Consider the following 25,612-nt stretch of genomic DNA (forward strand, 5'->3'; position numbering starts at 1 on the left):
ATCCGGTCCTCAGAAGGTCTTCAGGAATTCGAGCAGGGCAGTCTTTTCAGCGGCGCTGAGTTCGGTGCCGTAGGGCTTGCCTTCGTGCCCGACGTTGGCATTGCCGGGTAATGCGGTGTCGAAGCGGAAGAAGTGGCGACCACCGGCTTCGGCCTGATCAGAAACGAAGCCGACCTGGACCGGGTCGTAGACGTCGTTGCCGCGATAGAAGGTGGCGGGCCGGCTCGCCGCCGGCTCGAGCAGGGCACGCAGGCTGGGCACCGAGCCGTTGTGCAGGTAGGGCGCCCGCAGCCAGAGGCCGTCGAGCGGCAGGTTGGCGTAACCGTGGGTCTTCTGGAAATGCGTGAAGCGCCAGGGGTAGCCGGCGTACAGCGTGGCCTGGTTCACCGCCAGGGTATGGGTGTAGGAATCGAGCCGACGGCGGTCGGTGCCGATTTCCGCCAGCGGCGTGACCTGGCCGACGTACTCACCGCTGAAATCGCTGCCGGATGCGCCGTGGCAGGCAGCACAGTATTCCTGGTAGATCGGGGCACCGCTTGCCGCCAGTTTCTCGTCGATCGGGAAGAACTGGCCGAAGGCCGGCGGCGTGACATCCATGATCCACGCCTCGACGCGAGCGATACGCGCGAGGTCGATCGTTGGCGGCGTCGTGCCGGTGCCGAAGGCGGCGCTCTTGTTGCGCTCTTCGACGGTGGTGTTGTTGCCATCCCAGTGCAGCTGCATCTCGCGCGGCTCCTTGCGCTGACGCTGGCGCCAGAGCGAGGGAAAATCGGCCGGGGCATCGAATTCTCTGGGATCGAGGTGCGCCATCGGGAAGTTGAAGATGACCTTTGCCGAATTGAAGGTGTCGACCCGCCCAGGACCCCACTCGTGCTGATCGAAGACCCACTGGAAGCGCCCGGCCAGCGCGAGTACGCGGTCGCGCATGATGGCGATTGCCAACGGGTAGACCAGATAGCGGTCGAGCAGATCAAGTTCGCCGCCCTGGCGCTCGATTTCGGGCAGGATGTATTCCTTGGCGAATTTTGGATCGGCGGCGCAGCGGAAGAAGAACTCCTCGAAGCCCTTCATGTTGAAAGTGGCAGCCGGCATGCCGAGGACGATCGTCGGCGGCTGCCCGGCAGCGGTGCGCACCGTACTGGTGTGGCAGACGGCGCAGTTGACGAAGACGCGGTCGATGCCCTGGTAGCGCCGCTGTGAGGTGCCGATCGGCAGATCGCGGTCGCTGCCGTCGGCATTCCTTTCGTAGACCATGCCCAGCGACTGGTAGCCCTTGCCGGGCAGGTACTGTGGGCAGACTGCCGGCAGGACGCGCCAGATCCAGTACGGGAATCCCATTTCGTGTTCGCCGCCGGTCGAGCCGTACTTGAAGTGCTCGACCGGACTGTCGTAGTCGACCGGCACGTCGCCGCCAAAACGTATCGCCAGCCACCCCACAAGGATGACCGGGATGGCCACGATGACCAGCAGCAGGATCAGGAAACGCCGCTTCCAGCGGCTTTCCATCGGGGTTTGCACGTCGTTCATGGGATTTCCCTCCTCCTTGGCTGATTTATTGCGGCGGCAAACAGGGTCGCAAGGCTTCATAACCCGCGCTCAGCATCGATCTGAGCTGCGGTGACTGGCCAGTTTCGGCGCGCAACCAGCCCTCCACCTGCGCCAGCAGCGCCGCCCGCAGCGGGCTGCTGCGCCAGGCTTGCGAACTGCTGGCGAAAGCCGGCAACACACTTTCCGGCGGCATCGGCGTCTTTTCGCGCTGTTCGGGGAGCAGGTCGGCCATCGCCAGACGCACGTAGAGCCGCGGCGCGCAGTGGCGCAGTCGGGTGACCACTTCGGCCGGGCTGCCCTGGAGAAAATTCGGCGGGAAAGTCTCGGCCGTCTGATGACAGGCGGCGCAGTAAGGCTGGAAGCTGCGCTGCGCCGTGTCGTTGGCAGCCGTCGGCGGCATTGCGGCGGCGGCTGGCTCAGCGGGGGCGACGGCGGGTACTTCGAGCTGCGGTGGCGGCAGAGCGCGCGCAGCCTGGCAGCAGCCTGTGCCGCCGCGCGCGCCGGCCATGCCCAGCTCGCCGAACAGCGCCGCGAAGAGCGGCTCGCGCGGGAAGGGGGCCGGTGCGAAAAGCGCCGCCACCTGCGGTCCGCTGACCAGGCGGTCGACGGCCTGCTGGACGATGGCAAAATCCTGGCGGACTTCGATCATGACCTCGCCGTGATCGTTGCCGGCAGGGCGCCGGACCTCAATGACGGCGATGGCGTTGCCAGCAGCGGTGCGCGCTGCACGGCCGTCCACGATCGGCTGCAGTTTCGTCACGGCGGGCGTCGCCCGGCCGGCGGGACGCAGTCTGACGGCGTTCAACGCCGTACCGTCGGCCAGCGTCAGCCGCGTCAAATCGCCATCAACGAGTCGCCCGGCCTGCCAGGCGAGCGTTCCTTCGAGCAGCGTGCCGCCGGGCGCGACGCAGCGCAGCGAGGCACGCGACGCTGCCTTGCTCGCCGCGAAGCGACAGGGTGCCGTGACGCGCACGACCGGCACCGTCGCCGGCCGCGCCAGAGCCGCGTCGAGCCGGGCCCGGTCGGTGGCGGCGACAAACTCGCTGAGTCCGGCTACCAGCTTGCGCAGCGCGTCGGGCGCATCGGCCCGCCAGACTTCGCGTGATGGTCGCGGCAGCAACGGGTCGAAAGGCGCCGCGACATGCGAAAAGGCCACTCGGGCGGCGCTGTCAGCCGGCCAGTGGCGCATGCCCTGCAGGGGATTGCGGTTGGCGATGTCGGGATTGCCGATCGCCAGCCCGCCGGGCCAGCGACGGCGAGCTTCGGCGCGCAGCGGCGCGGCCACCGCCTGCTCGAAGTCCGCATCGGCTGTCCAGCTCTGGCCACCGGCGAGCGCGTGGCGCAGGGTGGCGGCGAACAGGCCGGCGCGGCAGCGATGGCCGGTGACGTCGTTGCCACCGCAGCCTTCTTGCCAGAGCAGCTGGGTCAGCGCGAAGCCGTTTGCCCGCTCGCTGGCGTTGTCGATGGCGTAAGGGACGTCGACCCCACGCTCGACAGGGATGCCGTAAAACCGGCGGCCGCTGGCGAGCAACAAGGCAGCAACCTGCGGATTGGCGTTGCTTTCGTCCCACAGCGCGCGCGAGAAGATCGGCGCGCCGTTCTGGTGGCAGGCGAAGCACAGCGTGCGGGGGGCGTAAACCACCTTCGGCTTGCCGCCCGCCCGATAGTCCTTGACCAGCTGGAACTCGAAGCGACCGGCGGCCTCGTTGTAACTGATGACTTCGAGCACCGCCGACTTCTCCTGATAGCCGAGGTAGAGGCGGTCCTTGAGCAGCGGCGCGCCGAACGCCGCCGGCGATGCATCGACGGCGACGACCACCCGCGGGTACGCGAAGTAGTCGGGCGCGGCAGCGGTCCGCTGCAGGGAGCGACCGAGCGGAATCAGCACGCGCTTGGCCGGTGGCAGCGGGCTGGCCGGCTCGCGCTGCAGTTGTGCGTCGAGCCTGGCGAGCAGGGCCTCGAAGGGGAACGGCAGTTCGATTTCCGCCTGCTCGCCGCGCTGCACGGCGAACAGCCGGTCGAACAGCGAGCGCCCGACGCCGGGCAGGTTCTCACCGGGTAGCGCCGGGTCAACCACCCAGGTCGGCGCCGGGGCCCCAGCCGCCTGGGCGTGGCTTGCCTGGCCGCAGGTGAAACCCAGCAGCAGCGCCGGCAGGAGCAGCAGAGCCTGGGGCCGGCTCATCGGGGACTTTCACTGCCAGCCGGCCAGCACGCACCGATCAGGAAGCCGCGGCCGCGAGCGTCCGCGTTTGTGTCCCTGGCCAGCATTCTTCCTGCACCTTGCCGGTCTTGACGAAGTCCTCCCTCGCCTTGTCGTCGGTAGCCCGGTCGTGGAGGGTGAAATTGAGGGCAAAACCGCGGTCCAGATAGGCACGGCCAAGGTAGAAGCCCGGCCGGATCATGCGGATTTCGTCGCGCACGCGCAGGCCTCGACGACCGGCGAGGTAATCCGGCTTTTCCTGGTAGCCGGCGATTTCATCGCTGAAGAAGTAATCGATGATGATCGATTCCCGTCGGGCATCGAGCAGACTCTGGCCGCAGTACAGCTTGGCAGGGAACAGCAGCCAGGTCTCCTTGCCGCCATAGTTCATCTTTTTTGGGTCGCCTTCGACCAAACCTGCCTTCTTCAGCAGCGATAGATCCTCGATGCGATTGCGCAACACCCGCTCGTCACGGAAGAAGACCTTGCCCCGCCAAAGCGTTTCGCCGACTTCCTCGATCACCAGCCCCTTGAGGTGCAGCGCAGTACCGGCGAAACCGCCGACGATTTCGGACAGCCGGAATTTGCCGCTCTCGCCGCGCGGCAACAGGATGCGGCCATCGAAGGCGCCGTCGGGGATCGGCCCGGCAGTCAGGCGGGCGTAGAGCTGGTCGAGCTGCTCCTGGTCGAGCTTCGCCAGGTAATCTGGGGTGATTTTCGCCAGTTCGGCCGTTGCAATCGGATATTTGTAATCCACCTGGGCCAGGTCCATCTTCGACTGGTGGCTCTTGTCGTAGGGGGCGAAGCCGATTTTCGGTGGCTCCGGCTCGCTGCACGCGGCCAGGGTGAGGGCGATGGCGGCAGGGACGAGGGCACCGGTACGCAGTAGAGAAATCTTCGGCAGTCTCATGTCTATTCTCCGGGTGGCCTTAGAGCGTGGCCAGGAAGGCAGTCAGCGCCTTCTTGTCCGCTTCGGAAAGATCCTCGCCAAAACGATGGCCCTCGTTCTCGATCTCCTGTGTGCAGGTCTGGTAGTTGGCGCTGATGAAGTCGCGCCGCTCGCGCAGGATGTCGACGAAACGCGATGGCTGCTTGAGGATCTCGTCGGCCATCGCCTGCAGTACCGGCACCTGATCCTTCTTGCCGGCCGCTTCGAGTTTCGCCGGATCGCGCCTGGCGAGAAACAGGTCGCCGACCAGTTGCTTGTGCGTCAACCCGTTGAGGAAACCGGCGCTGGTACCCGCCGGGACCTTCACCTGGCCGAAGCCGAACAGTGGCTTTTCGGTCGTGCCGTCGAGCGGCCGCACGCCGACGTCGATCAGCAGGTCGGCGTTGGTCAGTGTGCGCTTGAAGCCCCTTTCCCTGGGGTGCAGCAGCTCGAACATCGAACGTTTGTAGAGCTCGAAGCGTCCCTCGACGCTGGGGTCGTAGCGCAGGCAGTCGGGCTGTTGATCGAGCGGCTTGCCGCTGGCGTCGACATAGCGGGCGCGGTGGAAGTCGTTGGCCTTGTTGGCAGGCTTACCGCAGACCTCGGGACCGATGGCATTGTTGTGCATGAACGGCGCCGTCGCCCAGACATTGACCAGCGAAATGTTGCGGTAATAGCCGCGACCGCCGTCCTTGAGTTCGTTACGCTCGGGAATGTCGGCGACCAGTGGCTGCTTGCGCAGCGTGTCGGAAGCGTACTCCATGTACAGGTGGCCAGCCTTGTGGTTCGAGTGCAGCGCCCGGCAGCGGAATGTGCCGACCTCGGTAACCGGCGTTGGCTGATCGTTGCCGAGGAAATCGACCCGCACCTGGCGCGGGTGCTGCGGGTTGGCAGCCGCGAAGTCACGGTTCCTGAACGGCCCGCCGTCGCTCTCCGGGATGCTGGAATGGCAGCGCGCGCAGTTCTCCGCGAACACCGTTTGCCCGCGCGTGACAGCGCCTTTGCCGAACTCCTGTTCCAGCTCGACGACGAAATCGGCGCGGCTGTAGCTCGCAGCCGGACTCGCCGCCTGACGGGCCCTGGCCCGGGCGGCAGCCAGGTCGGTCTGGTCCGACTCGGCGGAAGCGAAGAAATCAAGCAGATTCTGCAGACGATCCTCGATCGCCCGGAAGTTCGGGCAATCGCGCCGGCACTGCCCGATGTTGAACGGCGTCTGGCCAAAGCCGCGCTGCTCCGGGTCGACCTGGCGCATGTCGGAGAAGTGATTGACCCAGCACTGCTCGGCGCACGAGCCGATGTTGAAATAGACTCGCTGAATCGCTTCGTGCGCACCGATCGAATCCTCGCCACCCTTGAGGATGCGGTGCACGCCGGGCAGCACGACTTTCTGGCCGCCGAGGTTGACGACCGTCGTGTCGTCCTCACGCGTGCTCTTCTGCCAGCACTTGCCGTTGCGGCCCGGTTCGCACCAGCACTTGTCCTCGTCCTTCTCGGCGCCACAGGAGTTGGCCTTGCGCCACTTGGTGACCATTTCGCCCTTGAATACAGGCCGCTGGGCCACATTGATCAGGGCGTTGATCGTACCCGGGTTGTTGATCTGGTCGTGCGAGATTGCCGAGGTGTCGGTGACACCCGGCCGGGCGTGGGCAAACATCTGGTATTCCAGGCTGCTGATCGGCATCCCCGACCCCAGCAACTCGGACATGCGGGTGTACTGGTTGCCGATCAGGCCCTTGATGTTCTCCCACTTCGGATGTGCCGGGTCAGCCGGCGGGTTGAGCGGGTCAAAGGCAATATGGCACGAGCCACAGGAGGTGCCGATCAGGAAGGGCGGCTCGACCGAAGCGTCGGCCAGCTTGCTCACCCGCTGATCCGATTCGATGCCGCTGGTCGCGGCGAGCGTCCGGCTGTAGCCGGACCACGTCGCCGTGCCGCCGTTGAGCTGCGTCCACTTGGCGGCGTCAAAGCGCGGATTGGGAAACTTGCGGATGCCCAGCGCACCGGTCGAAGTGCCAAATTTCAGGTCGCAGGCGGAGTGTCGCTGGTCGGCCTTGCCACCCTGGCTATGCGGATCGTCGGCGTCCAGCGCCGCATCCTTCAGGCTGCAAGCGGGATCGACGTAGCCCGGTTTGCCGACATACTTGAGCAGCACGTCGTCACCGGGGCACCAGTCGAAGCCGTAGGTCTCGTCGACCGAGCGGGCCGGGCAGTCGGGCTCGCCGGGCTTGCAGCAGGCCGGATCGTTGATGATTCCCCAGGCCCAGAAGCGATCATCGCGCTGGTCGGCGCGCAGCACGCGGAACCAGTCGACCAGCACACCGATGCGCTGCTGGAAGGTATAGGTATGAAAGCGGTCGTTGCCGGCAGTGGCCTTGAACCAGATCAGCCGACCGACGCACTCGGACTCGTTCAGTCCCTCGCGGGCGCAGGCCTCGTGGTAGGGGGCGTCCTGATCGACGCTGGACACTTCGGGAAGCGCCTGCACGGGCGGGGCGACGGCAACAGCCGGGGCGCTCTGGGCATAGGCGTCACCTGCCGTTCGCTCGTGAAAGACGCCAACACCGGCGCCGACCATGACCAATACCGCCACCGCGGCAAGCAGAGCACGTTTCATGTCTTCTCTCCTGATGTCCAGACACATCCAGGGTCCGCGGTCTTGTCAGTTCTTGTTTGCCCGCACGACGCTTCCCGGTGGCCACGTGAGCCTACTGGCAATGAGAACAGGCTTGAACCGGGGCGGTTCCATAGAGTTGCTGAATGCGGGACTCGCAGATCATTCACCGGGCAAATGTGGCACTGGCGGCTGCCGGCGGGGCGGAGGTCGCCTGCTTCTTGGCATCGATCGCGAACGCACTCGGCGGGCGACAGACGAACACGACGATCGCCGGGGCAGGCTTCCGCCTGCGGCATGCTAGAATCGCGCCCCGACCCAGCCCCGACCCCCGGCGATGTCCGCGATATCCGTGCTGAACCCCCCGCAACGTGAAGCAATCCGCTACCTCGACGGACCCCTGCTGGTCCTCGCCGGTGCCGGCTCGGGCAAGACGCGCGTGATCACCGAGAAGATCGTCTACCTGATCGAGTCCTGCGGCTTCAGCCCGGGCAATATCGCAGCGATCACCTTCACCAACAAGGCAGCGCGCGAAATGCAGGCGAGGGTGAGCAGGCTACTTGCCGGCAAACCTTCGCAAGGCCTGACGATCTCGACCTTTCACGCTCTCGGGGTGCGTATCCTGCGCGAGGAGGCCGGCAGCATCGGCTACAAACCCGGCTTTTCGATCCTGGACTCGACCGACTGCTTCGGTATCGTTTCGGAGCTGGCCGGCAGTGTCGACAAGGCCACCATACGCAAGCTGCAGTGGCTGATCTCGAACTGGAAGAGCGCCCTCGTCTCGCCGGACGAGGCGCGGAAAAATGCCCAGACCGATAGCGAGGCTCTCGCTGCCAACGCGTTCGACAGTTATGCGGCGACTCTAAGGGCGTACCAGGCGGTCGACTTTGACGATCTGATCGCGATCCCCGTGGCGCTCTTCGAGAAGCAGCCGGCAATCCGCGACAAATGGCAGAACCGCCTGCGCTATCTGCTGATCGACGAATACCAGGATACCAATGTCAGCCAGTACCAGTTGCTCAGGCTGCTGGCGGGACCGCGCGCCGCATTCACCGCCGTCGGCGATGACGATCAGGCGATCTATGGCTGGCGCGGCGCCGATATCGCCAATCTGCGCGGGCTGCCGCGCGACTACCCGAACCTCAAGGTGATCAAGCTCGAACAGAACTACCGCTCGACGATCCGCATCCTCAAGGCGGCCAACGCCCTGATCTCGCACAACGAAAAGCTGTTCGACAAGAAGCTCTGGTCAGAACTTGGCCACGGTGATCCAATCACCGTCCATACCTGCCCGGACAAGGAGAAGGAGGCCGAGGCGGTGGTCATGAAGCTGCAGGCCCACCGCTTCGAGCATCAGGGAAGATTCCGGGATTATGCGATCCTCTATCGCGGCAATTTCCAGGCGCGCGCGATCGAGCAGTTTCTGCGCAACCAGCGCATCCCCTATCTCTTGTCCGGCGGGCAGTCCTTCTTCGAAAAGGCTGAGATCAAGGACATCACTTCGTACCTCCGCCTGCTGGCAAACAACGACGATGACCCGGCTTTCATCCGTGCTGTCAGTACGCCCCGGCGAGGCGTCGGTACCGGCACGTTGCAGGCGCTGGGCAGCTATGCCGGCGAACGCCGGATTTCGCTCTTCGCTGCCGCCTTCGAGCAGGGCTTCGCAGCGCGCGTCCAGACACGCCAACTCACCCCCGTGCTCGAGTTCTGCGAGTTCGTCAAACGCCTGCAAGCGCGCGCCGGCAGAGAACCGGCAGCACAGGTGATAGCCGATCTGCTCACCGCCATCGCTTACGAGCCTTGGTTGTACGCTCAGGACGAAGCGCGGACCGCTCGGGTCAAGTGGAGCAATGTTCAGGAGTTCTGCGACTGGTTGAGCCGCAAGGGAGAGGAGGAGCAGAAGACCTTGATCGACCTCACCCAGACCATTGCCCTGATCAACATGCTCGACCGGGAGGATAGCGAGGTCGACGCCGTGCAACTGTCGACGCTGCACGCCGCCAAGGGACTGGAGTTCAAACACGTTTTCCTGATCGGCGTCGAGGAAGGCGTTCTGCCACACCGGGAAGCGCAGACTGACGGCCGCATCGAAGAGGAGCGTCGCCTGATGTACGTCGGCATCACCCGTGCGCAGCGCTCGCTGCACCTGAGCTACGCGGAGAAGCGTCAGCAGGGTCGCGAAGTGATCCCCTGCCAAGCGTCGCGCTTCATTGCCGAGATGGGTAGCGAGGACCTGCGCTTCTCGGGTGGCAAGGCAGAGAGCCCGCCGGACAAGGCGCTCAATGCCGATCGCTTTTCTGCGCTCAAGGCGATGCTGGGCAAGGTGAAGTAAGGCCCGGGCAGCGTTCGGGTCACGCCCGGTTACTGCACATTACACAACTGTTGACATCCCACCGGTCAGTCGCCGCGTTGATGGTAGCAAGGCTGCAAGGAAACGACAGAATCCAACAAAACGGCCGAGCGAAACAAACCACCCATCAATGAAAGGAAATCACCATGTTCAAGAAGATTATCGCCATCGCCATCGCTGCTACCTTTGGTTCCGCCGCTTTCGCGCAGGCACCGGCTACCAGCCCGGCCAAGCCAATGGAAGCCAGCAAGCCCGCCGCCACGGTGCCGGCCGCGGTAACCCCGACGACGGCAGCCGCACCAGCCGCCGTCACGCCAGCCAAGCCGGAAGTCAAGGCGGAAACAACCAAGGTGGAGGCGAAGCCGAAAGCCGTGAAGGTTTCCAGCAAGCCTGAGAGCAAGGGCAGCGAGGCCAAGAAGACCGAAGCCACCGCTAGCAGCACGCCCGGTGCCGGCAGCACCCCTGCCGCAGCCCCGGCTCCGACCAAGTAAGCTGTGCCAGACGCGAAGCCTTCGGGACAACCTCCCGAGGGGCAGCAAAAAGCGGCCTTGTGGCCGCTTTTTGCTGCCGGTCAAACCCGACCTACTTGGCCAGACCGACCAGGTGCTCCACCGCGGCCTTGATCTCGGTATCGGTCAGGTCGGCACCGCCGCCCTTGGGCGGCATCGCCCCCTTGCCATTGGTGACGCTGCTGACCAGCGCCGCAGTGCCGGTGGCTATACGTGGCGCCCACGCCGCCTTGTCACCCGCTTTCGGCGCGCCGGCGGCGCCAGTCGCGTGGCAGGCCATGCACACCGAGTTATAGACTGTCGCGCCGTCACGCGGCTTGCCATCCGACTTCGCCGCTGGCGCCTTGGCCAGTTCCAGCCTGGCGACCGGCTGAATGCGAGCTTCCGCCTCATCGGTACTGCCGGTCTTGACGCTGCCTTTGCCGAGCATCGAAAGCGGCCAGATGACAACGATCAGGACGATTGCGACGACGATGGTGATCATCAGGGTCATCCGCGAAGAGTTTTGCTGTTGAGCCATACCAAATCCTTGATGGTGAACGGGTTAAGTAACGGATTGTACCGCCGTTTCGCAGCGCTCAAAAGCACCGGAGTGGACTACCCCGAGCAAACCGGTTAAGCTTCGCACCCTGCACGCGCCCGTAGCTCAGTTGGATAGAGTACTGCCCTCCGAAGGCAGGGGTCGGACGTTCGAATCGTCTCGGGCGTGCCAAGTCCCCGCCTCACTGCCGACAGTCCGGGTGATGGCCGATAGGGAGACGCGCTGATGTCCAGCGGCGTCGAAATTGGCCGGATCCAGCCAGCATGCAAAAGCCACAGCCAGGGCCGACCATTCCTTGTCGATCACTGAATACCACGCTGTATCGCGATTGCGCCCCTTCACTACCGTCGCCTGACGAAAGATGCCCTCGAACGACAGACCAAGGCGTTGAGCTGCGGCGCGTGAAGGTGCATTGAGCGCATCGCATTTCCACTCACAGCGTCGATAGCCCAGTTCGAAAGCATGTTTCATCAGCAGAACCATGGCCTCCGTGGCGGCTGGTGTGCGCTGCAGGGGTGGTGAGAAATTGAGGTGACCGACCTCGATTGAGCCGCTTTCGGGAGCAATCCGCAAGTAGCTTGCGACGCCGAGCGCCAGGCTCGATGCTTGCTCGATGACGGCATAGAAGTGCGGGTCGCGACCACTGCAGGTTGTCTCAATCCATGATCGGTAAGCGTCGAGACTCTCGAAGGGACCATACGGCAGGTAGGTCCAGTTTCTCCCCTCAACGTCGAGGGCATTTGCCGCATGCAGACTGGCCGCATGCCGCCCTGCATGTAGTCGTTCGAGGCGGACAAGACGCCCCTCCAGCACCACGCCCGACGGGGCTAGCGGGAGTTGCCAGTCAGCAAGCAATTCGCCGACCGGCTGGCCAAACTGGTTCGGGAAAGAGAGACCGCTCACTATCCGCGCGCCGGCTCGGGCAGCGGCGCTTCCCTGATAGGCAGATTCAACAGCGCTGCCGCTGTTGCCAGGACGATATCGGCGTACCACATCCAGGCGTAGTCACCGAACTGCGTCAGTGCAAGGCCGCCAAGATAAGCCCCCAGGAAGCCCCCGATCTGGTGTGAGAGCAGGGACACGCCAAACAGCGTGCCAAGATAGCGAACGCCAAAAAGCTTGCCGACAATGGCGGCAGTCGGCGGTACGGTGGCCAGCCAGGTGAACCCCAGCCCGGCGGCAAAGATGTAGAACGTGAGATCGGTCTTCGGCGCCAGCAGGTAGATGGCGACCATCACGGCGCGCGAGGCGTACATCCAGAACAATACATACTTGCTGCGATAGCGGGCGACACAGGAACCAGCATAAAGGCTGCCGGCGATGTTCGACAGGCCGATGATTGCCAGCGCCCAACTCGCGACCGAGGTCGGCAGGCCGCAGAGATCCACCTCGCCCGGCAGATGGGTGACCAGAAAGGCAATGTGGAAGCCGCAGGTGAAGAAGCCCAGATTCAGGAACTGATAGCTGCGATCAGCCATCGCTTCCTGCACACTCTGCCAGATCCCTGCGTCGCGGCTGGTGGGTTTTGGCGAGTATTCGACCGGTTGCGACAAGACCCGCACCAGCGGCAAGGCTGCCAGCGTCATCACCGCCAGTGACCACATGGCGCCCATCCAGCCGAAAAGCTGAATCAGTGTCTGCAGGATCGGCGCGAAAACGAACTGCCCGAACGAACCACCGGCATTGATGACACCGGAAGCGGCAGCGCGCGCTTCGAGCGGCAGGCGCTGGCTCGAAGCGCCGATCAGCACCGAAAAGCTGCCAGCGCCGGAACCGATCGCCGAGAGCAGGCCAAGCGAAAGGATCAGGCCCCAGGTACTGCTCATGAACGGTGTCAGCGCACTCCCCAGAGCCAGCAGCAACAGCCCGGCGAACAGCACGCGAGCTGGCCCGTAGCGATCAGCGGCGGCGCCGGCAAAAGGCTGTACGGCACCCCAGGTGAATTGCCCGATGGCCATCGCCAGGCTGATCGACGCGACGCCCAGCCCGGTGCTCGTGTTCAGCGGTGACAGGAAGAGGCCAAGCGATTGCCGGGCACCCATGGTCACCATCAGGATGCCCGCGGCTGAAAGCGTGATCGCCCAGACGGCAGGCTGATTGAGGGTGCGGAACATGATTCTGGCCTCGGCTGCCCGAGCAGCCTGCGTGAAAGTTCGGATTGTAGTCCGAGTTCATGCGCCAAGTAGCGTCGTAGTGACCTGATCCGCTGCTGTTTCAGGCAACGAACCTGCGGCGGCGAAGCTCAGCAATGGAAAAGCCGGCATTCGTGACGCCAAAAGGACTTGTGGCGCAGGCCGCACCCGGCAGCAGTGCAATCCGTCTGGATACCTGGCTACAGGTTGCAGAACAGCATGTCAAACTCGACGTCGTTGTCGCAATGACGCGGCCGATGATCGCTGTCGGGACGGGTGAAGCGGATGTTCAGCGCGTACTTGTTGGCGCTGATTTCCGGGATGTAGGGATCGTGCAGCTTGAGCGAAATGCGGACCATCTGCGAACTGCTGCCACCGAGCATCAACTGGAAGGCACCGCCGGTGGCGACGTGATGCTCGGCTCGGCCACTGCCACGCAACAGGCGCAACACGATGCGCAGCGCATCACGCAGCGGCAGCAGGGGTTGCAGCCAGCCAAGCAAGGCATCGCGCCGGACATCGGGAGCCTGATGCCGCCAATAGTGGTAGGAAGGAAGATCAAATTCACAAACGCCACCGGGAATGCTGGCGCGGCTCTTGATGCTCATCAGCCAGTCGTTGTCGCGAAGGTGCTGGCCGATCTTGCCGGCCATGCCAAGTAGCGCCGCAGAAGCGTGCTCGATCTCGTAGAGGGCGCCGGAAAGCGCCTCTTCCGAAATCGCCGGATTGTTCCGGAAAACCAGCAGGCTCTGGCGCTGCCGCTCGAGTTCCTGAATCAGATCCATCTTCAGGTCGGCACGCCCGGCGACATCAAGGATCTCGAACAGGGTCATAAGAACCACATGGTGCTCCTGCGACCCATCCCGCTGCATGAAGCAGCTCGCCTTGTGGAACAAGTCCTCCAGACGCAACAGCGTGCGGATGCGTTCATTGAAGGGATATTCGTATGTGATCACACGGCCGCCAGGGTCGGAAACGGGGATTTTCCATGATTCTGAATCATTTGCAGCAAAACCTCAACGGCCAGCATGAGGTTTGGCCCTGGCCAGATCAAGATAGCGCAGGTGCAAACCTTCGACCTGCGGCAGCAAGGCTTCCAGCCCGCCCTCGTTGAGCACCACATCGTCCGCCACCGCCCGCCGCTCGGCCCGCGAAGCTTGCGTTGCCATGATCGCCTTGACGGCGTCGGCGGCAAGACCGCTACGCGCCATGACGCGGGAAATCTGCACTGACTCGTCGCAGTCGACGACCAGCACCCGATCCGCACGCTGACGATAACTGCCCGTCTCGACCAGCAAGGGCACCACCAGCAGGACGTAGGGGGCACTCGTGGCAGCCTTGCAGCGAGCCGCGCTCTGCTGTCGGATCAACGGATGGAGAATGGCTTCGAGCCTCGCCTTGGCGGAGCTGTCGGAGAAAACCACGGCGCGCATCGCAGCCCTGTCCAGACCACCGTCCGGACGCAGCACAGCAGCGCCAAAAGCGGCAGAAATCGCGGCCATGGCGGCGCCCTGTGGACCGGTCAGTTCATGGGCGATGGCATCCGTATCCACCAGCGCCGCACCCCGTCGGGCAAAGAGATCGGCAACCGTGGTCTTGCCGCTGCCGATGCCGCCGGTCAGACCCACAATGAAGCTCATGGCGTCGACTCGGCCTTTGCCCGGCAGGTCCCGGGACTGGCCTTAGGCAGCAGCGCGACAACCGCCTGACGCAACGCTTCAGCCTGCCCTTCGGGGCCATGGATTTCGAGCATGGCCAAGGCCGGTCTTCCCGTGCGCTCGCCCATTCGGGCAGACTTGACACCCTTGGCGCGCAGGGCTTCGAGTCCCGCGCTGGCGGCTTCCGCGGTGCGGTACGTGCCAAGCGATATGGCCAGCTGGTTGGGTCCACTGGCCTGGACGACGAAGTAATCCTCGACCCCGAGTTCCTTCAGTTCCGCCGTCTTCTTGCTCACCTCCTCCTTGTTGGCGAGCGGCGGCACGAAGACCCAATAGCCAGTATTCTCCGACACGGAGCGTCGTGTCACCTTGAAGGCAGGGAATTTCTCGCTCAACAGGCGCTCGACCTTGTCTGCATCGGCGCTGGCCAGATCAGTCCATGATTGACAGCTGTCAGCACTCTTCCTGTCGCCGGCTTTTTCCGCGTCCTGTCTGGTGTTGCCTGCACCTGGCGGCTCGCCGCGCGAAACGACCAGCACCTGGTCGGCCAGCAGTTGCTGCTCGGCTCGGCGCGCGTCCGGATTGGCTGGTGTGCCCAAGTAGCCCCGGGTCCAGACAAAGAAAAGCAGGTTGGCCAGGACGAGAAGGAAAACGGCAATCCGCATCGAGGCAATCATCCGACCTTGGGCAGATGTTCCAGAGAGGCCCGAATGGCTTCGGCCGGATACTCGAAATCCTCCAGTTCACCAGCAAAATAGCGGTCGTAGGCAGCCATGTCGAAGTGCCCGTGCCCCGTGAGATTGAAGAAGATCGTCCGCGCTTCGCCACTCTGCTTGCAGCGTAGCGCTTCGTCGATTGCCGCCCGAATTGCGTGATTGGACTCCGGCGCAGCAATGATGCCTTCGGCGCGAGCAAACATGACACCGGCTTCAAAGGTCGCCAACTGCGCAACGGCAACGGCCTCGACCAGGCCTTCATGGTAGAGCTGTGAAACCAGCGGGGAATCCCCGTGATAGCGCAGCCCCCCGGCGTGAATACCCGGTGGCATGAAATCATGACCAAGCGTGTACATCTTCATCAGCGGCGTAAAGCCCGAGGCGTCGCCGAAGTCGTAGGCGTAGCAACCCTTGGTCAGCGTCGGGCAGGAAGTCGGCTCGACGGCAACCAGTCGCGTCGGCTTGCCGTTTCGGCCACCGGCTGCATTGTCGGCAAGGAAGGGAAATGCCACCCCGGCAAACGACGAGCCACCACCGCAGGGCGCAAAAATGACATCCGGCCAATCGCCGGCCTTCTCGAACTGCTTTTTCGCTTCCTGGCCAATGATCGTCTGATGCAGCGCCACGTGATTGAGCACCGAGCCCAGGGCATAACTGGTGTCGGCCCGCGAAGCGGCCTCCTCGACGGCTTCGGAGATGGCGATACCGAGCGAACCCTGACTCTCGGGATCCTTGCTCAGCAGGTCACGGCCAGTCTGAGTCATGGTCGACGGGCTGGCGAACACTTCGGCGCCCCAGGTCTGCATCATCGAGCGACGGAAGGGTTTCTGCTGGTAGCTGATCTTGACCATATAGACCCGCACCTCGAGGCCAAACATCTGGCCAGCGAAGGCCATTGAACAACCCCACTGCCCGGCCCCGGTCTCGGTCGTGATGCGCTTGATACCCGCCCGCTGGTTGTAGAAAGCCTGCGGCACGGCGGTATTGGGCTTGTGCGAACCGGCGGGAGAAACGCCTTCGTACTTGTAGTAGATCCTGGCCGGGGTGCCGAGCACTTCTTCCAGCCGCCGGGCACGAATCAGCGGTGTCGGACGCCAGAGCCGATAGACCTCGCGCACCCGCTCGGGGATCGGAATCCAGCGCTCGGCCGACATCTCCTGCTCGAGGATCGCCATCGGAAAGATCATCCCCATCTGCTCCGGCGACACCGGTTTGCCGTCCGGGCCCAGCGGCGGCAGTGGCGGATTGGGCATGTCGGCGACCACGTTGTACCAATGGGTCGGGATCTCGGACTGTTCGAGCGTGATGCGAAGCGATTCCACACAGCCTCCCTGCACTTATTTTCGATATGAGGCGCGAAGTATACCCCGTGACCCGGTCGCTAATCACTTCCAACGGAGGGGAGTAAGACCCCGGCAATGTCCGGAACACCTCGTTCCAGTTCGCGTCGGACCAATCGCCCGGGAACAAAGGCGCCGATCAATCGCTGGCAGGCTTTGCGTGCTGCCGTGCTGTTGTCCTGGCTGAAATTGCAGACATAGAGGTCAAGCGTCACCGCCTTCATTTCGGGCCAGGTATGCACGGCGAGATGTGACTCGGCGAGAATCACGGCGCCAGTCGCACCAGCCGGCGCCAGCTCGCTGCCGAACTGGTGAAAGACCAGGCCGACCGGCGTCAAGCCGGGTTCGGCACAAATCGCCAGGCAGAGCTCCCGCAGGGCGCCGACGTCGGCCAGCAGCCGCGGGTCGCAACTGCACTCGTAGAGCTCAGCAGTCAGATGCAATCCATGCACGGCAGATCCCCAGCTTTCGACAAACCGGAAGATCCGCGGCCGGATCCCGATCTCTCCCACAGGTACGAGCGGCGACCAGCGACCATCCACGGCCCCCTGCAGCCAAGCGCGGCAACCGGTGCGGATCGGCCTGCCCTGCTGGTGCCATCGACTGGATGCGGCGCCAGTGATCGATTGCGCCCGACACCACGGCTTCGCTCAGCCCTTCGGAACAAAGTTGGTGCTCGTCCCCGTCACCACTCCGCCATCATTGAAATGTACGTTGAAGTACCACTCCATGCCCGGCTCGACCTTCGTCTTCCAGTCCCAGACCGTCTCCTGCTTCAACGGGAAGCGGCTCTGGTGAGCCGGCTGGCCGAGCAGGTAGCGCACCTGGTCCCTGGTCATGCCGGGCCTGACCCTGTTGAAGTTTTCTTCAGTCAGGACCTGCCGTACCTCGCGCAGAACATGGTCGGGGCCAATGACGAGCATATAGTTCACCATTCCCTCCGGCGTACGGGGATACTCCCAGATGCGCGTACCGTCGGCATCCCGCCACTCGAGACTTGGATTGCCCATGATCTGTCGCACGTCGTCGGTGGTGCTGCTGCCCGGCCTGAGCTTGCTCAGCCGGTCGACATCGCAGGCGGAAAAACCAACCGCGATCAGAGCGGGTAGAAAGATACCGGCGAGAGGTCTAGCGAACATGTCTTTCTACCCCACTCACTGTCGCTGGAATCGTTGCGACCAAGCCCACAGTATAGACGAAGGTAGAACAAGGAGTCCTTTGAGCCCTACCGTATCTTCCAGCTTTCCCGCACCCTGGCCGGCTGGCCGCCACCCCGCCCGACCGGCCAGCGCAGATGGCGAACACACGGGCGAAGCATGTTGAACCCGGGCCACCACAGGTATCCACCGGCCGCCGTCGCCTGGAGCATATGGGGACTCGGTGCCTTGCTCTACCTGATCGGCTTCTACCAGCGGGTCGCGCCGGCGGTGATGACCGACCGGCTGATGAGCGAGTTTGCCATTGGCGCGACCGAACTGGGCAACCTCTCGGCCTTCTATTTCTACTCCTATGTGGCAATGCAGATCCCGACCGGGATCCTCGCCGATCGCTGGGGGCCTCGCCGGCTGCTGACGGCAGGAGCAGCGGTGGCGGCCATCGGCACGGCCCTGTTTGCCGTCGCGGCCGATCTCTGGTGGGCCAACGCCGGACGTCTGCTGATCGGCGCTTCGGTGGCCGTAGCCTTTGTCTCGATGCTGAAGCTGGCAACGCACTGGTTTGCACCGCGCCAGTTTGCCCTGGCCTCGGGCCTGGCCCTGCTGTTCGGCGTCGTCGGCGGGGTCATCGCCGGCGTACCCCTCGGCATGCTGATCGAGGCCTGGGGCTGGCGTCCGGTGATGGGCGCTTCGGCGGCCCTCACCGCCCTGCTCTCCGTGACCATCTGGCTGCGCGTCCGCGATGATCCGCAAGACGTCGCCTACCTCAGCCATGCCCCGGCAGCAGCCACCGGCAAGACCCACACACCGATCCTGCGTGGGATGGGCGAGGTGCTCTCCTACCGAAATATCTGGATTCTGCTGATCACGCCGATTGGCATTGCCGGCGCGGTCCTCACCTTTGCCGGGCTGTGGGGCGTACCCTATCTGCGGCAGGTGCATGGCCTCGACACCAGGGCGGCGGCGGCGATCACCTCTCTACTGTTGATCGCCTGGGCGGTTGGCGGCCCCGTCCTCGGCGCCCTGTCCGAACGCATGGGCCGCCGCCGGCCACTCTATGTGGCAACCACAGCGGCGGCGCTGGCCGGCTGGGCGGTCATCATTTTCCTGCCAATACCCGTCTGGCTGATGATCGTCACCCTGCTTTTCACCGGGTTCTTCTCGGGAAACCTGATCATCGGCTTTGCCTTCGCCAAGGAATCGGTGCCGGCGCGCCTGATGGGCACCGCCTCGGGAATCTGCAACATGGGACCGCTGCTCGGCGGCATGTTGCTGCAACCCAGCGTCGGTTGGGTTCTTGACCGCAACTGGCTAGGTGCCACGGCCGGAGGCGCCCGCATTTACGATGCCACCGCTTATCAGGCTGGATTCAGCCTGATGGCCGCCTGCCTCGTCGTCTCCCTTTGCCTGATCCCGTTTGCCAGAGAGACTTACGGCAGGCAGACGGGATGAAGCTCCGGCAGGCTTAGCTACTGCTGGGTCACGATAAATAGCAGGAGGGCGCAGCAGCAGGCGACCCCTTCGATCGAGCACCGTCAGTCCCTGGTGAAGCGGCGGTACTGGACGGCTTCAGCGACATGCTGCGCCTCGATAGCGTCGCAGCCAGTGATGTCGGCAACCGTGCGCGCAACCTTGAGCAGACGATGGAAGGCACGCGCCGAAAGGTCAAAGCGGCTGATGGCGTGTTTCAGAAGTGCCGCTGCCGCTGCCTGGGGCTGGCAGTGCTGGTCGATCTCTTTGGTCGTCAGGCGAGAATTGGCCTTTCCCTGTCGCACGGTCTGTCTCTCGCGAGCCAGGGTCACTCGCGCACGGACGCTGGCCGAGGCTTCGCCGTCGGGCGCCTGCTGCAGCACCTCGGCGGGCACCGCCGGCACCTCGATCTGCAGGTCGATGCGGTCGAGCAGCGGGCCGGAAAGCCGGCTGCGATAGCGCAATACTTGGTCTGGCGTGCACCGGCAACGTCCGCGGGCATCGCCGTGATATCCACAGGGACATGGATTCATCGCTGCGACCAGCTGGAATTGCGCTGGGAATTCCGCCTGCCGGGCAGCGCGTGAGATGTGAATGCAGCCCGAGTCAAGTGGCTCGCGCAGCGCTTCCAGCACCCGGCGATCGAACTCGGGAATCTCGTCGAGGAAAAGAACGCCCTGATGCGCCAGCGAGATCTCGCCGGGGCGCGGTACGCTGCCACCGCCGACCAGTGCTGCCGAGGAGGCTGTATGGTGCGGGGCACGATAGGGATGGCGGCGAAAAGCCTCGGGGCTAAACTGCCCGGCCAGCGACAGCACCGCCGCCGATTCAAGCGCGGCAGCGAGCGTCATTGGCGGCAACAGGCCGGGAAGCCGACTGGCAAGCATCGATTTGCCGGTACCCGGAGGACCCGCAAACAGGATCGAATGCGCCCCCGCAGCGGCAATCTCCAGCGCGCGCTTGGCCTGCACCTGGCCACGGACATCGGCGAGGTCGGGGTAGTCGCCGATCTCATCCGTTAATCCGTCCGCCGCCTGGCATTCGGGCAGCCTGCACTGTCCGGTCAGATGCGCGCAAACCTCGAGCAAGGTACCGGCCTCAAGCACCTGCACTTTGCTGGCCAACGCCGCCTCGCGGGCGCTGCTGGCTGGCAGGACAAAACTGCGCCCCTTGCCGCCTGCGGCAAGAACCATCGCCAACGCGCCACGGATCGGCCGCAACTCGCCAGAAAGCGACAGTTCGCCGGCAAATTCATGGCCGGCCAGGGCCGTGCCCGGGATCTGACCCGAGGCGGCGAGAATGCCGAGTGCAATCGGCAGGTCGAAGCGGCCCGATTCCTTCGGCAGATCGGCTGGCGCCAGGTTGACCGTGATGCGCTTGCGGGGAAACTCGAAACCGGAGTTCTGCAGCGCCGCCCGCACCCGATCACGCGCTTCCTTGACTTCGGTGTCGGGCAAGCCGACCAGCGTGACGTTCGGCAAGCCGCCCGCCAGATGCACCTCGACCGCAACCTCGGGAGCAGCGAGCCCGTCGAGGCCCCGGCTATGGACAATTGCGAGAGTCATCGCGAGAGATTGCGCACCAGGGCCGCCGACAGCAATCCGGACGCTGGCTGGCGCTTGAACGCCTGCGCCTGAGGCTCAGGCCGCCGGGTCCGGCGGTTCCGGCGGATTCTCCAGGTGGTCAAGCCGCGCTTCAAGCGCCTTCAGCTTTTCCCTGGTGCGCTGCAGGACCTGCGTCTGGATGTCGAACTCCTCACGACTGACCAGATCGAGCTTGGCAAAGACACTGGCCAGCAGTGCGCGGGCGTTCTTCTCGATGTCGGCTGCTGGACTGGCGGCAATGATGCTGCTCAGACGAGCACCGAGCTCTTCAAACATTTTGGGGTCAAGCATGGTAATCACCGAATGGCGCAGAGGGTTGCAGGGCGGAACGAGTTTAGCACAGGCGCGGTCCTGAACATGAAACGCACCACTGCGGTGCATTTCTCGCGATAGCTGCGCAATCGGAGTGCAACACCCTCGGTCAGGTCGTGCCGTCAGAGGCCAAGGCCGTGTTTTTTTTGGAATACTTGATCCTGGCACGTAACGTGCTTTTAACTGGCCAGCACTTCGTTTTTTCCTTCATTCTTTCAACCAGGGAGGCATCAATCAGATGCCACCTGACATGGAGAGCAACATGAAACTGGTAACCGCCATCATCAAGCCCTTCAAGCTTGACGAAGTACGAGAAGCGCTGTCGGCAATCGGCGTGCAGGGCATCACAGTGACCGAAGTCAAGGGCTTCGGGCGACAAAAGGGTCACACCGAACTGTATCGCGGCGCCGAGTACGTCGTCGACTTCCTACCCAAGGTCAAGGTCGAAGCAGCGATCAGCGACGCCCTCCTCGAGCAGGTGATCGAAGCCATCGAGAAATCCGCCAGTACCGGCAAGATCGGCGACGGCAAGATCTTCATCTCGGCCATTGAACAAGTCATTCGGATTCGCACCGGCGAAACCGGTGAAGAAGCACTTTGAGGAGGAAATCATGAAGCGCATATTCGCTATCCTCGCCCTGCTCGGCGCCGTCAGCATCGGCGCTCCAGCCTGGGCGGAAGATAAACCTGCAGCTCCGGCTGCGACCACATCGGCGGCTGTCGAACCGGCCGCTGCCCCTGCCACCACGGCCACCGCCGAACCCGCTGCGGCCGCACCAGCAGCGGTCGCCAACAAGGGCGACAACGCCTGGATCATGACCAGCGCAGCACTGGTCATCCTGATGTCGATCCCCGGACTGGCGCTGTTCTACGGCGGCCTGGTTCGCACCAAGAACATGCTCTCGGTGCTGATGCAGGTCTTCATTACCTTCTCGCTGATCAGCGTACTCTGGGTCGTCTACGGCTACTCCCTGGCCTTTACCGAAGGCGGCGGCTTCTTTGGCGTGCTCGACAAGATCTTCCTCAAGGGAATCACGCCCGAATCGGTCGCGGCAACCTTCTCCAAAGGGGTGGTCGTATCCGAGCTGGCCTACGTCATCTTTCAGGGCGCGTTCGCAGCAATCACGTGCGGCCTGATCGTCGGCGCCTTCGCCGAACGGGCGAAATTCGCCGCCATCCTGGTGTTCATGGTGATCTGGTTTACGCTCTCCTACCTGCCGATGGCACACATGGTGTGGTACTGGGCCGGGCCGGATGCCTACGTAGACGCGGCAGCAGGCGAGGCGGCAGGCAAAACGGCTGGCTTCCTCTTCCAGAAAGGCGCCCTCGACTTCGCCGGCGGCACCGTGGTACACATCAATGCGGCCGTAGCCGGCCTGATCGGAGCGATCGTCATCGGCAAGCGGATTGGCTACGGTCGGGAATCGATGGCTCCGCACAGCCTGACTTTCACGATGATCGGTGCCTCCCTGCTGTGGTTTGGCTGGTTCGGTTTCAACGCCGGCTCGGCCCTCGAAGCAAGCGGCGGCGCCGCGCTGGCGATGGTCAATACCTGGGTGGCAACCGCTTGTGCCGCGATGTCCTGGATGCTGGCGGAATGGATGCTGAAGGGCAAGCCTTCGATGCTCGGTGCTGCTTCAGGTGCGGTGGCAGGCCTGGTGGCGATCACTCCGGCGGCAGGTTTCGTTGGCGTCGTCGGTGCCATCGTCATCGGCCTGCTGGCGGGCGTGATCTGCCTGTGGGGCGTCAATGGCCTGAAGCGCATGCTTGGAGCTGACGATTCGCTCGACGTCTTTGGCGTCCATGGCGTCGGCGGGATTCTCGGCGCAATCCTCACCGGCGTCTTCGCGGATCCTGCGCTGGGCGGCACCGGTGTCTATGACTACGTAGCCAACGCAGTCGGCAGCTACGACATGAGCGCACAGGTGATCAGCCAGTTGTGGGGCGTCGGCACCGTGATCGTCTGGTCTGGCGTCGTTTCCCTGGTGGCGTTCAAACTGGTCGACGTGATCATTGGTCTGCGAGTCCCGGAAGAAGAAGAACGCGAAGGTCTCGACATCACGTCACACGGCGAATCAGCCTACCACTACTGAGCATCGCGGTCTCTGCGGCACAGTCTCTCCCCTTTAGGGCGCCCTCGTGGCGCCCTCTTTTTTCTCCGGGAAATGGCATGGTCAATGCAGAAAGCAGGCCAACATCGGCCACAAAAAAACCGGGAGATGTCTCACCAAGTGGTGTTCTGCAATATGACTTTTGTTTTTGGTTTGAAGGGCGTGCCGGTCACCACTCAGGGTGAGGATGGGTGGCCAGCGAGGGTAAGCCAACGGGATGCAAAGGCGCGCGCTTGCCTTGACAGTCCTGATGCCCTTCCCTATACTTCGCCGCTTTGCAGGGTTGGTAGCTCAGTCGGTAGAGCAGTGGACTTTTAATCCATTGGTCGTGGGTTCGAATCCCACCCGACCCACCAGTCAAAGAGTGTCTTCTGCTTCTGTCGTTGGTTGCTTCGTGGGGCGTTAGCTCAGTTGGTAGAGCAGCGGACTCTTAATCCGTAGGTCCAGAGTTCGAGTCTCTGACGCCCCACCAACAAATCAAGCACTTAGCCAAACTCTCAAGGTTGGGCTTTTTTGCGGGGTTACGCCGGGGTTACATTTGCCGCTTTTTCCTCCGCAATTTCGCCTACCGCCGGCCACCATGCGCCGATGCCGGATACCATGCCTGAAACCTTGAACCTTGCCCTGAACCATCTCCGCACCAAAGAAAACCCGGCACTTGGCCGGATCGGTAGGGTCATGCGGTAGTTACGCTGTAACGCTCGCCGTCAGGCGCCAGAGCGAACCCGGCCACCACGGTAGCAATGAAGGCGGTCACGGCGCCCGGTTGATCTCGTCATGGTCGGCAACCCGCCGGAGCAGGGCGCACCCGTCGGCGATCTCCAACGTGACCTTGTAGTTCCCGGTGACGTGGAAACTGTAGATGTCGGGGGAGGTGTAGCCCTTCAGCTTCTCAAAAATCAGCCCGGCCGGGCGCAGGGGTCTCGTCAGATCCTGAAGCTTCAGATCAACTCGATCGCGAAGGTCCAATGGCAGCCGGTCGTAGTCCTTGTGAAAACGCTTGGTCTTTCTCCAAGACGTGATGATGACACCCCCCGCGCCGGGTACTGTCATGCGCCGTGCAGGCTGTCGATCAGGTCCTCGACGGTCTCAAACGTCTGTAGGTTGCTTCGCGGTTCGGCCTTCAGGTCGTGGGTGATGATCGCGGCCCGCGTGTTCTCCAGAACCTCGATCAGATCGGCTATCTCCGCCGTGGCCTGCTCGTATGACTCGTGAAGCGACTCGCAGTGGTGGCCCTTCAGCCGGTTGTCCCTGTCGATCGCCGCTCGGCGCCGCACGATCTGTGTCAGGAGCGTCTTCATGCGAGCCGCGGCGCTCGCCAGGACATCGATCGCCTCGTCGTTTTCGTCGATGTACTCTCCCTCGACAACCGTGCGAGCATCGATTTCAGAAGCCGTTTTTGCGAGCATGACCGACAATCCGGACGTGACTCTGGACACCCCGGCCAAGGTATCTACGGTGTTGTCGACAGCCGACAGAAGCCTGAGACTTGCGGCTTCGCTCAGTTGGGCAATGTTCGCGATGCGATTGCCGGCCGCTGCCGCTCTTTCGTCCAGATGATACATGACGCACTCCTCTCGTTTGTTCGGTCGCCGCGTACTCGTTGGTGCCGAACGAAAAGCCGCTCTGTCGGCGGCATGTCTTTGCCAAGAGTATAGACTTCTGGCTGCTCATGTAAAGACCGCGGGAATTTCCCGGACTTGACGCCGGCCGGTATCGGCCGCAGCCTGGGTGGCTCCGGCGTCGCCGGCCGGCAGGATGATCACCAAAAATGCCGCAGCGAAAGGGAAACGAGAATGACCAGGACCGCCAGCAGCGTCGCCCATCTACTCGTCGCCGCCCCGCTGCTTCTCGTCTCTCTCACCACCCGCGCCACTGCCCTAACCGGCACCGTCGCCTCCGTCGCCGACGGCGATACCATCACCATCCTGGACGCGCACCACCAGCAGCACAAGATCCGCGTCGCCGGCATCGACGCGCCCGCGAAGGCTCAGCCGTTCGGGCGGCGCTCCAAAGAGTCTCTCGCGGCGATGGTCTTCTGGAAGGCAGTTGACGTACACTGGCACAAGCAGGATCGGTACCAGTGCATCGTCGGCAAGGTGATGGTCGCGGACCCGGGCTGCCGGGCCAGTCAGTGCCCAAAGACACTCGACGCAGGACTCGCGCAGCTGACGCTCGGGCTTGCCTGGTGGTACGAGAAGTACGCCTGGGAGCAGTCGCCGGATGATGCAGGTCGGTATGAGTTCGCCGAACACGAGGCGAGGGCGAAGAGGGTAGGATTATGGGCAGATGGTCACCCGGTGCCGCCGTGGGAGTGGCGGAGGGGCGATCGCTGATGGGGCTGAAGCGGTGGCCGGTGACGATGGGCGAGGCGGCGTGGCAGCGGGTGCGGAAGATGGCGATTTGACGCCTTGGGACGGGGGGTTCA

The 25,612-nt window shown here is 63.7% G+C and carries 22 protein-coding genes, 3 tRNA genes and 1 pseudogene; 9 read left to right on the forward strand and 17 right to left on the reverse strand.

Annotated elements, in window-relative coordinates:
• Positions 1-9: 9 nt before the first annotated feature.
• Genes V5B44_RS21680 through V5B44_RS21695 form a run of 4 tightly spaced genes read right to left on the reverse strand, consistent with a single transcriptional unit; the run spans position 10 to position 7,290 of the window.
• Complete coding sequence (locus tag V5B44_RS21680; RefSeq protein WP_332361128.1) at positions 10-1,527, reverse strand: cytochrome c; 1,518 nt, start codon at positions 1,525-1,527, stop codon at positions 10-12.
• Between the two features lie 25 nt (positions 1,528-1,552).
• The gene (locus V5B44_RS21685; protein ID WP_332361129.1) at positions 1,553-3,730 is read right to left on the reverse strand and encodes a hypothetical protein; all 2,178 of its coding nucleotides are present in this window, start codon (positions 3,728-3,730) and stop codon (positions 1,553-1,555) included.
• A 37-nt stretch (positions 3,731-3,767) separates the two neighbouring features.
• Complete coding sequence (locus V5B44_RS21690) at positions 3,768-4,658, reverse strand: hypothetical protein (protein ID WP_332361130.1); 891 nt, start codon at positions 4,656-4,658, stop codon at positions 3,768-3,770.
• A gap of 19 nt (positions 4,659-4,677) precedes the next feature.
• Entirely contained in the window at positions 4,678-7,290 is a 2,613-nt protein-coding gene (locus V5B44_RS21695; protein WP_332361131.1) for a cytochrome c, read from the reverse strand.
• A gap of 334 nt (positions 7,291-7,624) precedes the next feature.
• On the opposite strand from V5B44_RS21695, the gene V5B44_RS21700 reads away from it, so the two are divergent.
• Together V5B44_RS21700 and V5B44_RS21705 are read left to right on the forward strand one after the other, a co-directional pair.
• Complete coding sequence (locus V5B44_RS21700) at positions 7,625-9,619, forward strand: UvrD-helicase domain-containing protein (RefSeq protein WP_332361132.1); 1,995 nt, start codon at positions 7,625-7,627, stop codon at positions 9,617-9,619.
• Positions 9,620-9,783: 164 nt separating this feature from the next.
• A complete protein-coding gene (locus tag V5B44_RS21705) occupies positions 9,784-10,128 on the forward strand; it encodes a hypothetical protein (RefSeq protein WP_332361133.1) in 345 nt (114 codons plus the stop codon).
• A gap of 91 nt (positions 10,129-10,219) precedes the next feature.
• On the opposite strand, the gene V5B44_RS21710 is transcribed toward V5B44_RS21705, so the two are convergent.
• The gene (locus tag V5B44_RS21710) at positions 10,220-10,666 is read right to left on the reverse strand and encodes a c-type cytochrome (RefSeq protein ID WP_332361134.1); all 447 of its coding nucleotides are present in this window, start codon (positions 10,664-10,666) and stop codon (positions 10,220-10,222) included.
• Between the two features lie 115 nt (positions 10,667-10,781).
• Between V5B44_RS21710 and V5B44_RS21715 the strand changes: the two genes are divergently transcribed.
• Positions 10,782-10,858, forward strand: a tRNA-Arg gene (locus tag V5B44_RS21715).
• A gap of 18 nt (positions 10,859-10,876) precedes the next feature.
• Here V5B44_RS21715 and V5B44_RS21720 read toward each other — a convergent pair.
• The 8 genes and pseudogenes from V5B44_RS21720 to bamE all read right to left on the reverse strand — a co-directional run.
• Positions 10,877-11,593: pseudogene (locus tag V5B44_RS21720) on the reverse strand (GNAT family N-acetyltransferase); the annotation flags it as partial.
• Complete coding sequence (locus V5B44_RS21725; RefSeq protein ID WP_332361135.1) at positions 11,590-12,801, reverse strand: MFS transporter; 1,212 nt, start codon at positions 12,799-12,801, stop codon at positions 11,590-11,592. The gene V5B44_RS21725 and the pseudogene V5B44_RS21720, both read right to left, overlap by 4 nt.
• A 218-nt stretch (positions 12,802-13,019) precedes the next feature.
• On the reverse strand, positions 13,020-13,775 hold the full coding sequence (zapD, locus tag V5B44_RS21730; RefSeq protein WP_332361136.1) for a cell division protein ZapD: 756 nt from the start codon (positions 13,773-13,775) through the stop codon (positions 13,020-13,022).
• Positions 13,776-13,835: 60 nt separating this feature from the next.
• On the reverse strand, positions 13,836-14,459 hold the full coding sequence (coaE, locus tag V5B44_RS21735; RefSeq protein WP_332361137.1) for a dephospho-CoA kinase: 624 nt from the start codon (positions 14,457-14,459) through the stop codon (positions 13,836-13,838).
• The gene (locus V5B44_RS21740) at positions 14,456-15,142 is read right to left on the reverse strand and encodes an SPOR domain-containing protein (RefSeq protein ID WP_332361138.1); all 687 of its coding nucleotides are present in this window, start codon (positions 15,140-15,142) and stop codon (positions 14,456-14,458) included. Before V5B44_RS21740 ends, coaE begins: the two co-directional genes overlap by 4 nt.
• A gap of 8 nt (positions 15,143-15,150) precedes the next feature.
• Positions 15,151-16,515 (reverse strand): TrpB-like pyridoxal phosphate-dependent enzyme, encoded by a 1,365-nt coding sequence (locus tag V5B44_RS21745; protein ID WP_332361139.1) that lies wholly within the window; start codon positions 16,513-16,515, stop codon positions 15,151-15,153.
• 59 nt (positions 16,516-16,574) lie between these two features.
• The gene (gene speD, locus V5B44_RS21750; protein WP_332361140.1) at positions 16,575-16,985 is read right to left on the reverse strand and encodes an adenosylmethionine decarboxylase; all 411 of its coding nucleotides are present in this window, start codon (positions 16,983-16,985) and stop codon (positions 16,575-16,577) included.
• A gap of 198 nt (positions 16,986-17,183) precedes the next feature.
• Entirely contained in the window at positions 17,184-17,672 is a 489-nt protein-coding gene (gene bamE, locus V5B44_RS21755; RefSeq protein WP_332361141.1) for an outer membrane protein assembly factor BamE domain-containing protein, read from the reverse strand.
• 177 nt (positions 17,673-17,849) lie between these two features.
• On the opposite strand from bamE, the gene V5B44_RS21760 reads away from it, so the two are divergent.
• On the forward strand, positions 17,850-19,139 hold the full coding sequence (locus V5B44_RS21760; RefSeq protein ID WP_332361142.1) for an MFS transporter: 1,290 nt from the start codon (positions 17,850-17,852) through the stop codon (positions 19,137-19,139).
• Positions 19,140-19,222: 83 nt separating this feature from the next.
• Here V5B44_RS21760 and V5B44_RS21765 read toward each other — a convergent pair whose 3' ends face one another.
• Together V5B44_RS21765 and V5B44_RS21770 are read right to left on the reverse strand one after the other, a co-directional pair.
• Positions 19,223-20,722: a YifB family Mg chelatase-like AAA ATPase gene (locus V5B44_RS21765; protein ID WP_332361143.1), complete on the reverse strand. Its 1,500-nt coding sequence runs from the start codon at positions 20,720-20,722 to the stop codon at positions 19,223-19,225.
• Positions 20,723-20,797: 75 nt separating this feature from the next.
• Complete coding sequence (locus tag V5B44_RS21770) at positions 20,798-21,052, reverse strand: accessory factor UbiK family protein (protein WP_332361144.1); 255 nt, start codon at positions 21,050-21,052, stop codon at positions 20,798-20,800.
• Between the two features lie 283 nt (positions 21,053-21,335).
• On the opposite strand from V5B44_RS21770, the gene glnK reads away from it, so the two are divergent.
• From glnK to V5B44_RS21790, 4 genes are all read left to right on the forward strand, one after another.
• Positions 21,336-21,674, forward strand: coding sequence for a P-II family nitrogen regulator (glnK, locus tag V5B44_RS21775; protein WP_332361145.1), 339 nt, complete (start codon positions 21,336-21,338; stop codon positions 21,672-21,674).
• Between the two features lie 10 nt (positions 21,675-21,684).
• Entirely contained in the window at positions 21,685-23,166 is a 1,482-nt protein-coding gene (locus V5B44_RS21780) for an ammonium transporter (RefSeq protein ID WP_332361146.1), read from the forward strand.
• A 298-nt stretch (positions 23,167-23,464) separates the two neighbouring features.
• Positions 23,465-23,540: transfer RNA gene (locus V5B44_RS21785), tRNA-Lys, on the forward strand.
• Between the two features lie 40 nt (positions 23,541-23,580).
• Positions 23,581-23,656: transfer RNA gene (locus V5B44_RS21790), tRNA-Lys, on the forward strand.
• 281 nt (positions 23,657-23,937) lie between these two features.
• On the opposite strand, the gene V5B44_RS21795 is transcribed toward V5B44_RS21790, so the two are convergent.
• On the reverse strand, positions 23,938-24,237 hold the full coding sequence (locus tag V5B44_RS21795; RefSeq protein WP_332361147.1) for a hypothetical protein: 300 nt from the start codon (positions 24,235-24,237) through the stop codon (positions 23,938-23,940).
• Positions 24,234-24,749: a hypothetical protein gene (locus V5B44_RS21800; protein WP_332361148.1), complete on the reverse strand. Its 516-nt coding sequence runs from the start codon at positions 24,747-24,749 to the stop codon at positions 24,234-24,236. Before V5B44_RS21800 ends, V5B44_RS21795 begins: the two co-directional genes overlap by 4 nt.
• A 135-nt stretch (positions 24,750-24,884) precedes the next feature.
• Here V5B44_RS21800 and V5B44_RS21805 point away from each other — a divergent pair, with 135 nt between their 5' ends.
• The gene (locus V5B44_RS21805) at positions 24,885-25,520 is read left to right on the forward strand and encodes a thermonuclease family protein (RefSeq protein ID WP_332361149.1); all 636 of its coding nucleotides are present in this window, start codon (positions 24,885-24,887) and stop codon (positions 25,518-25,520) included.
• Positions 25,521-25,612 lie beyond the last annotated feature (92 nt).

This window comes from Candidatus Accumulibacter necessarius, from assembly GCF_036625085.1.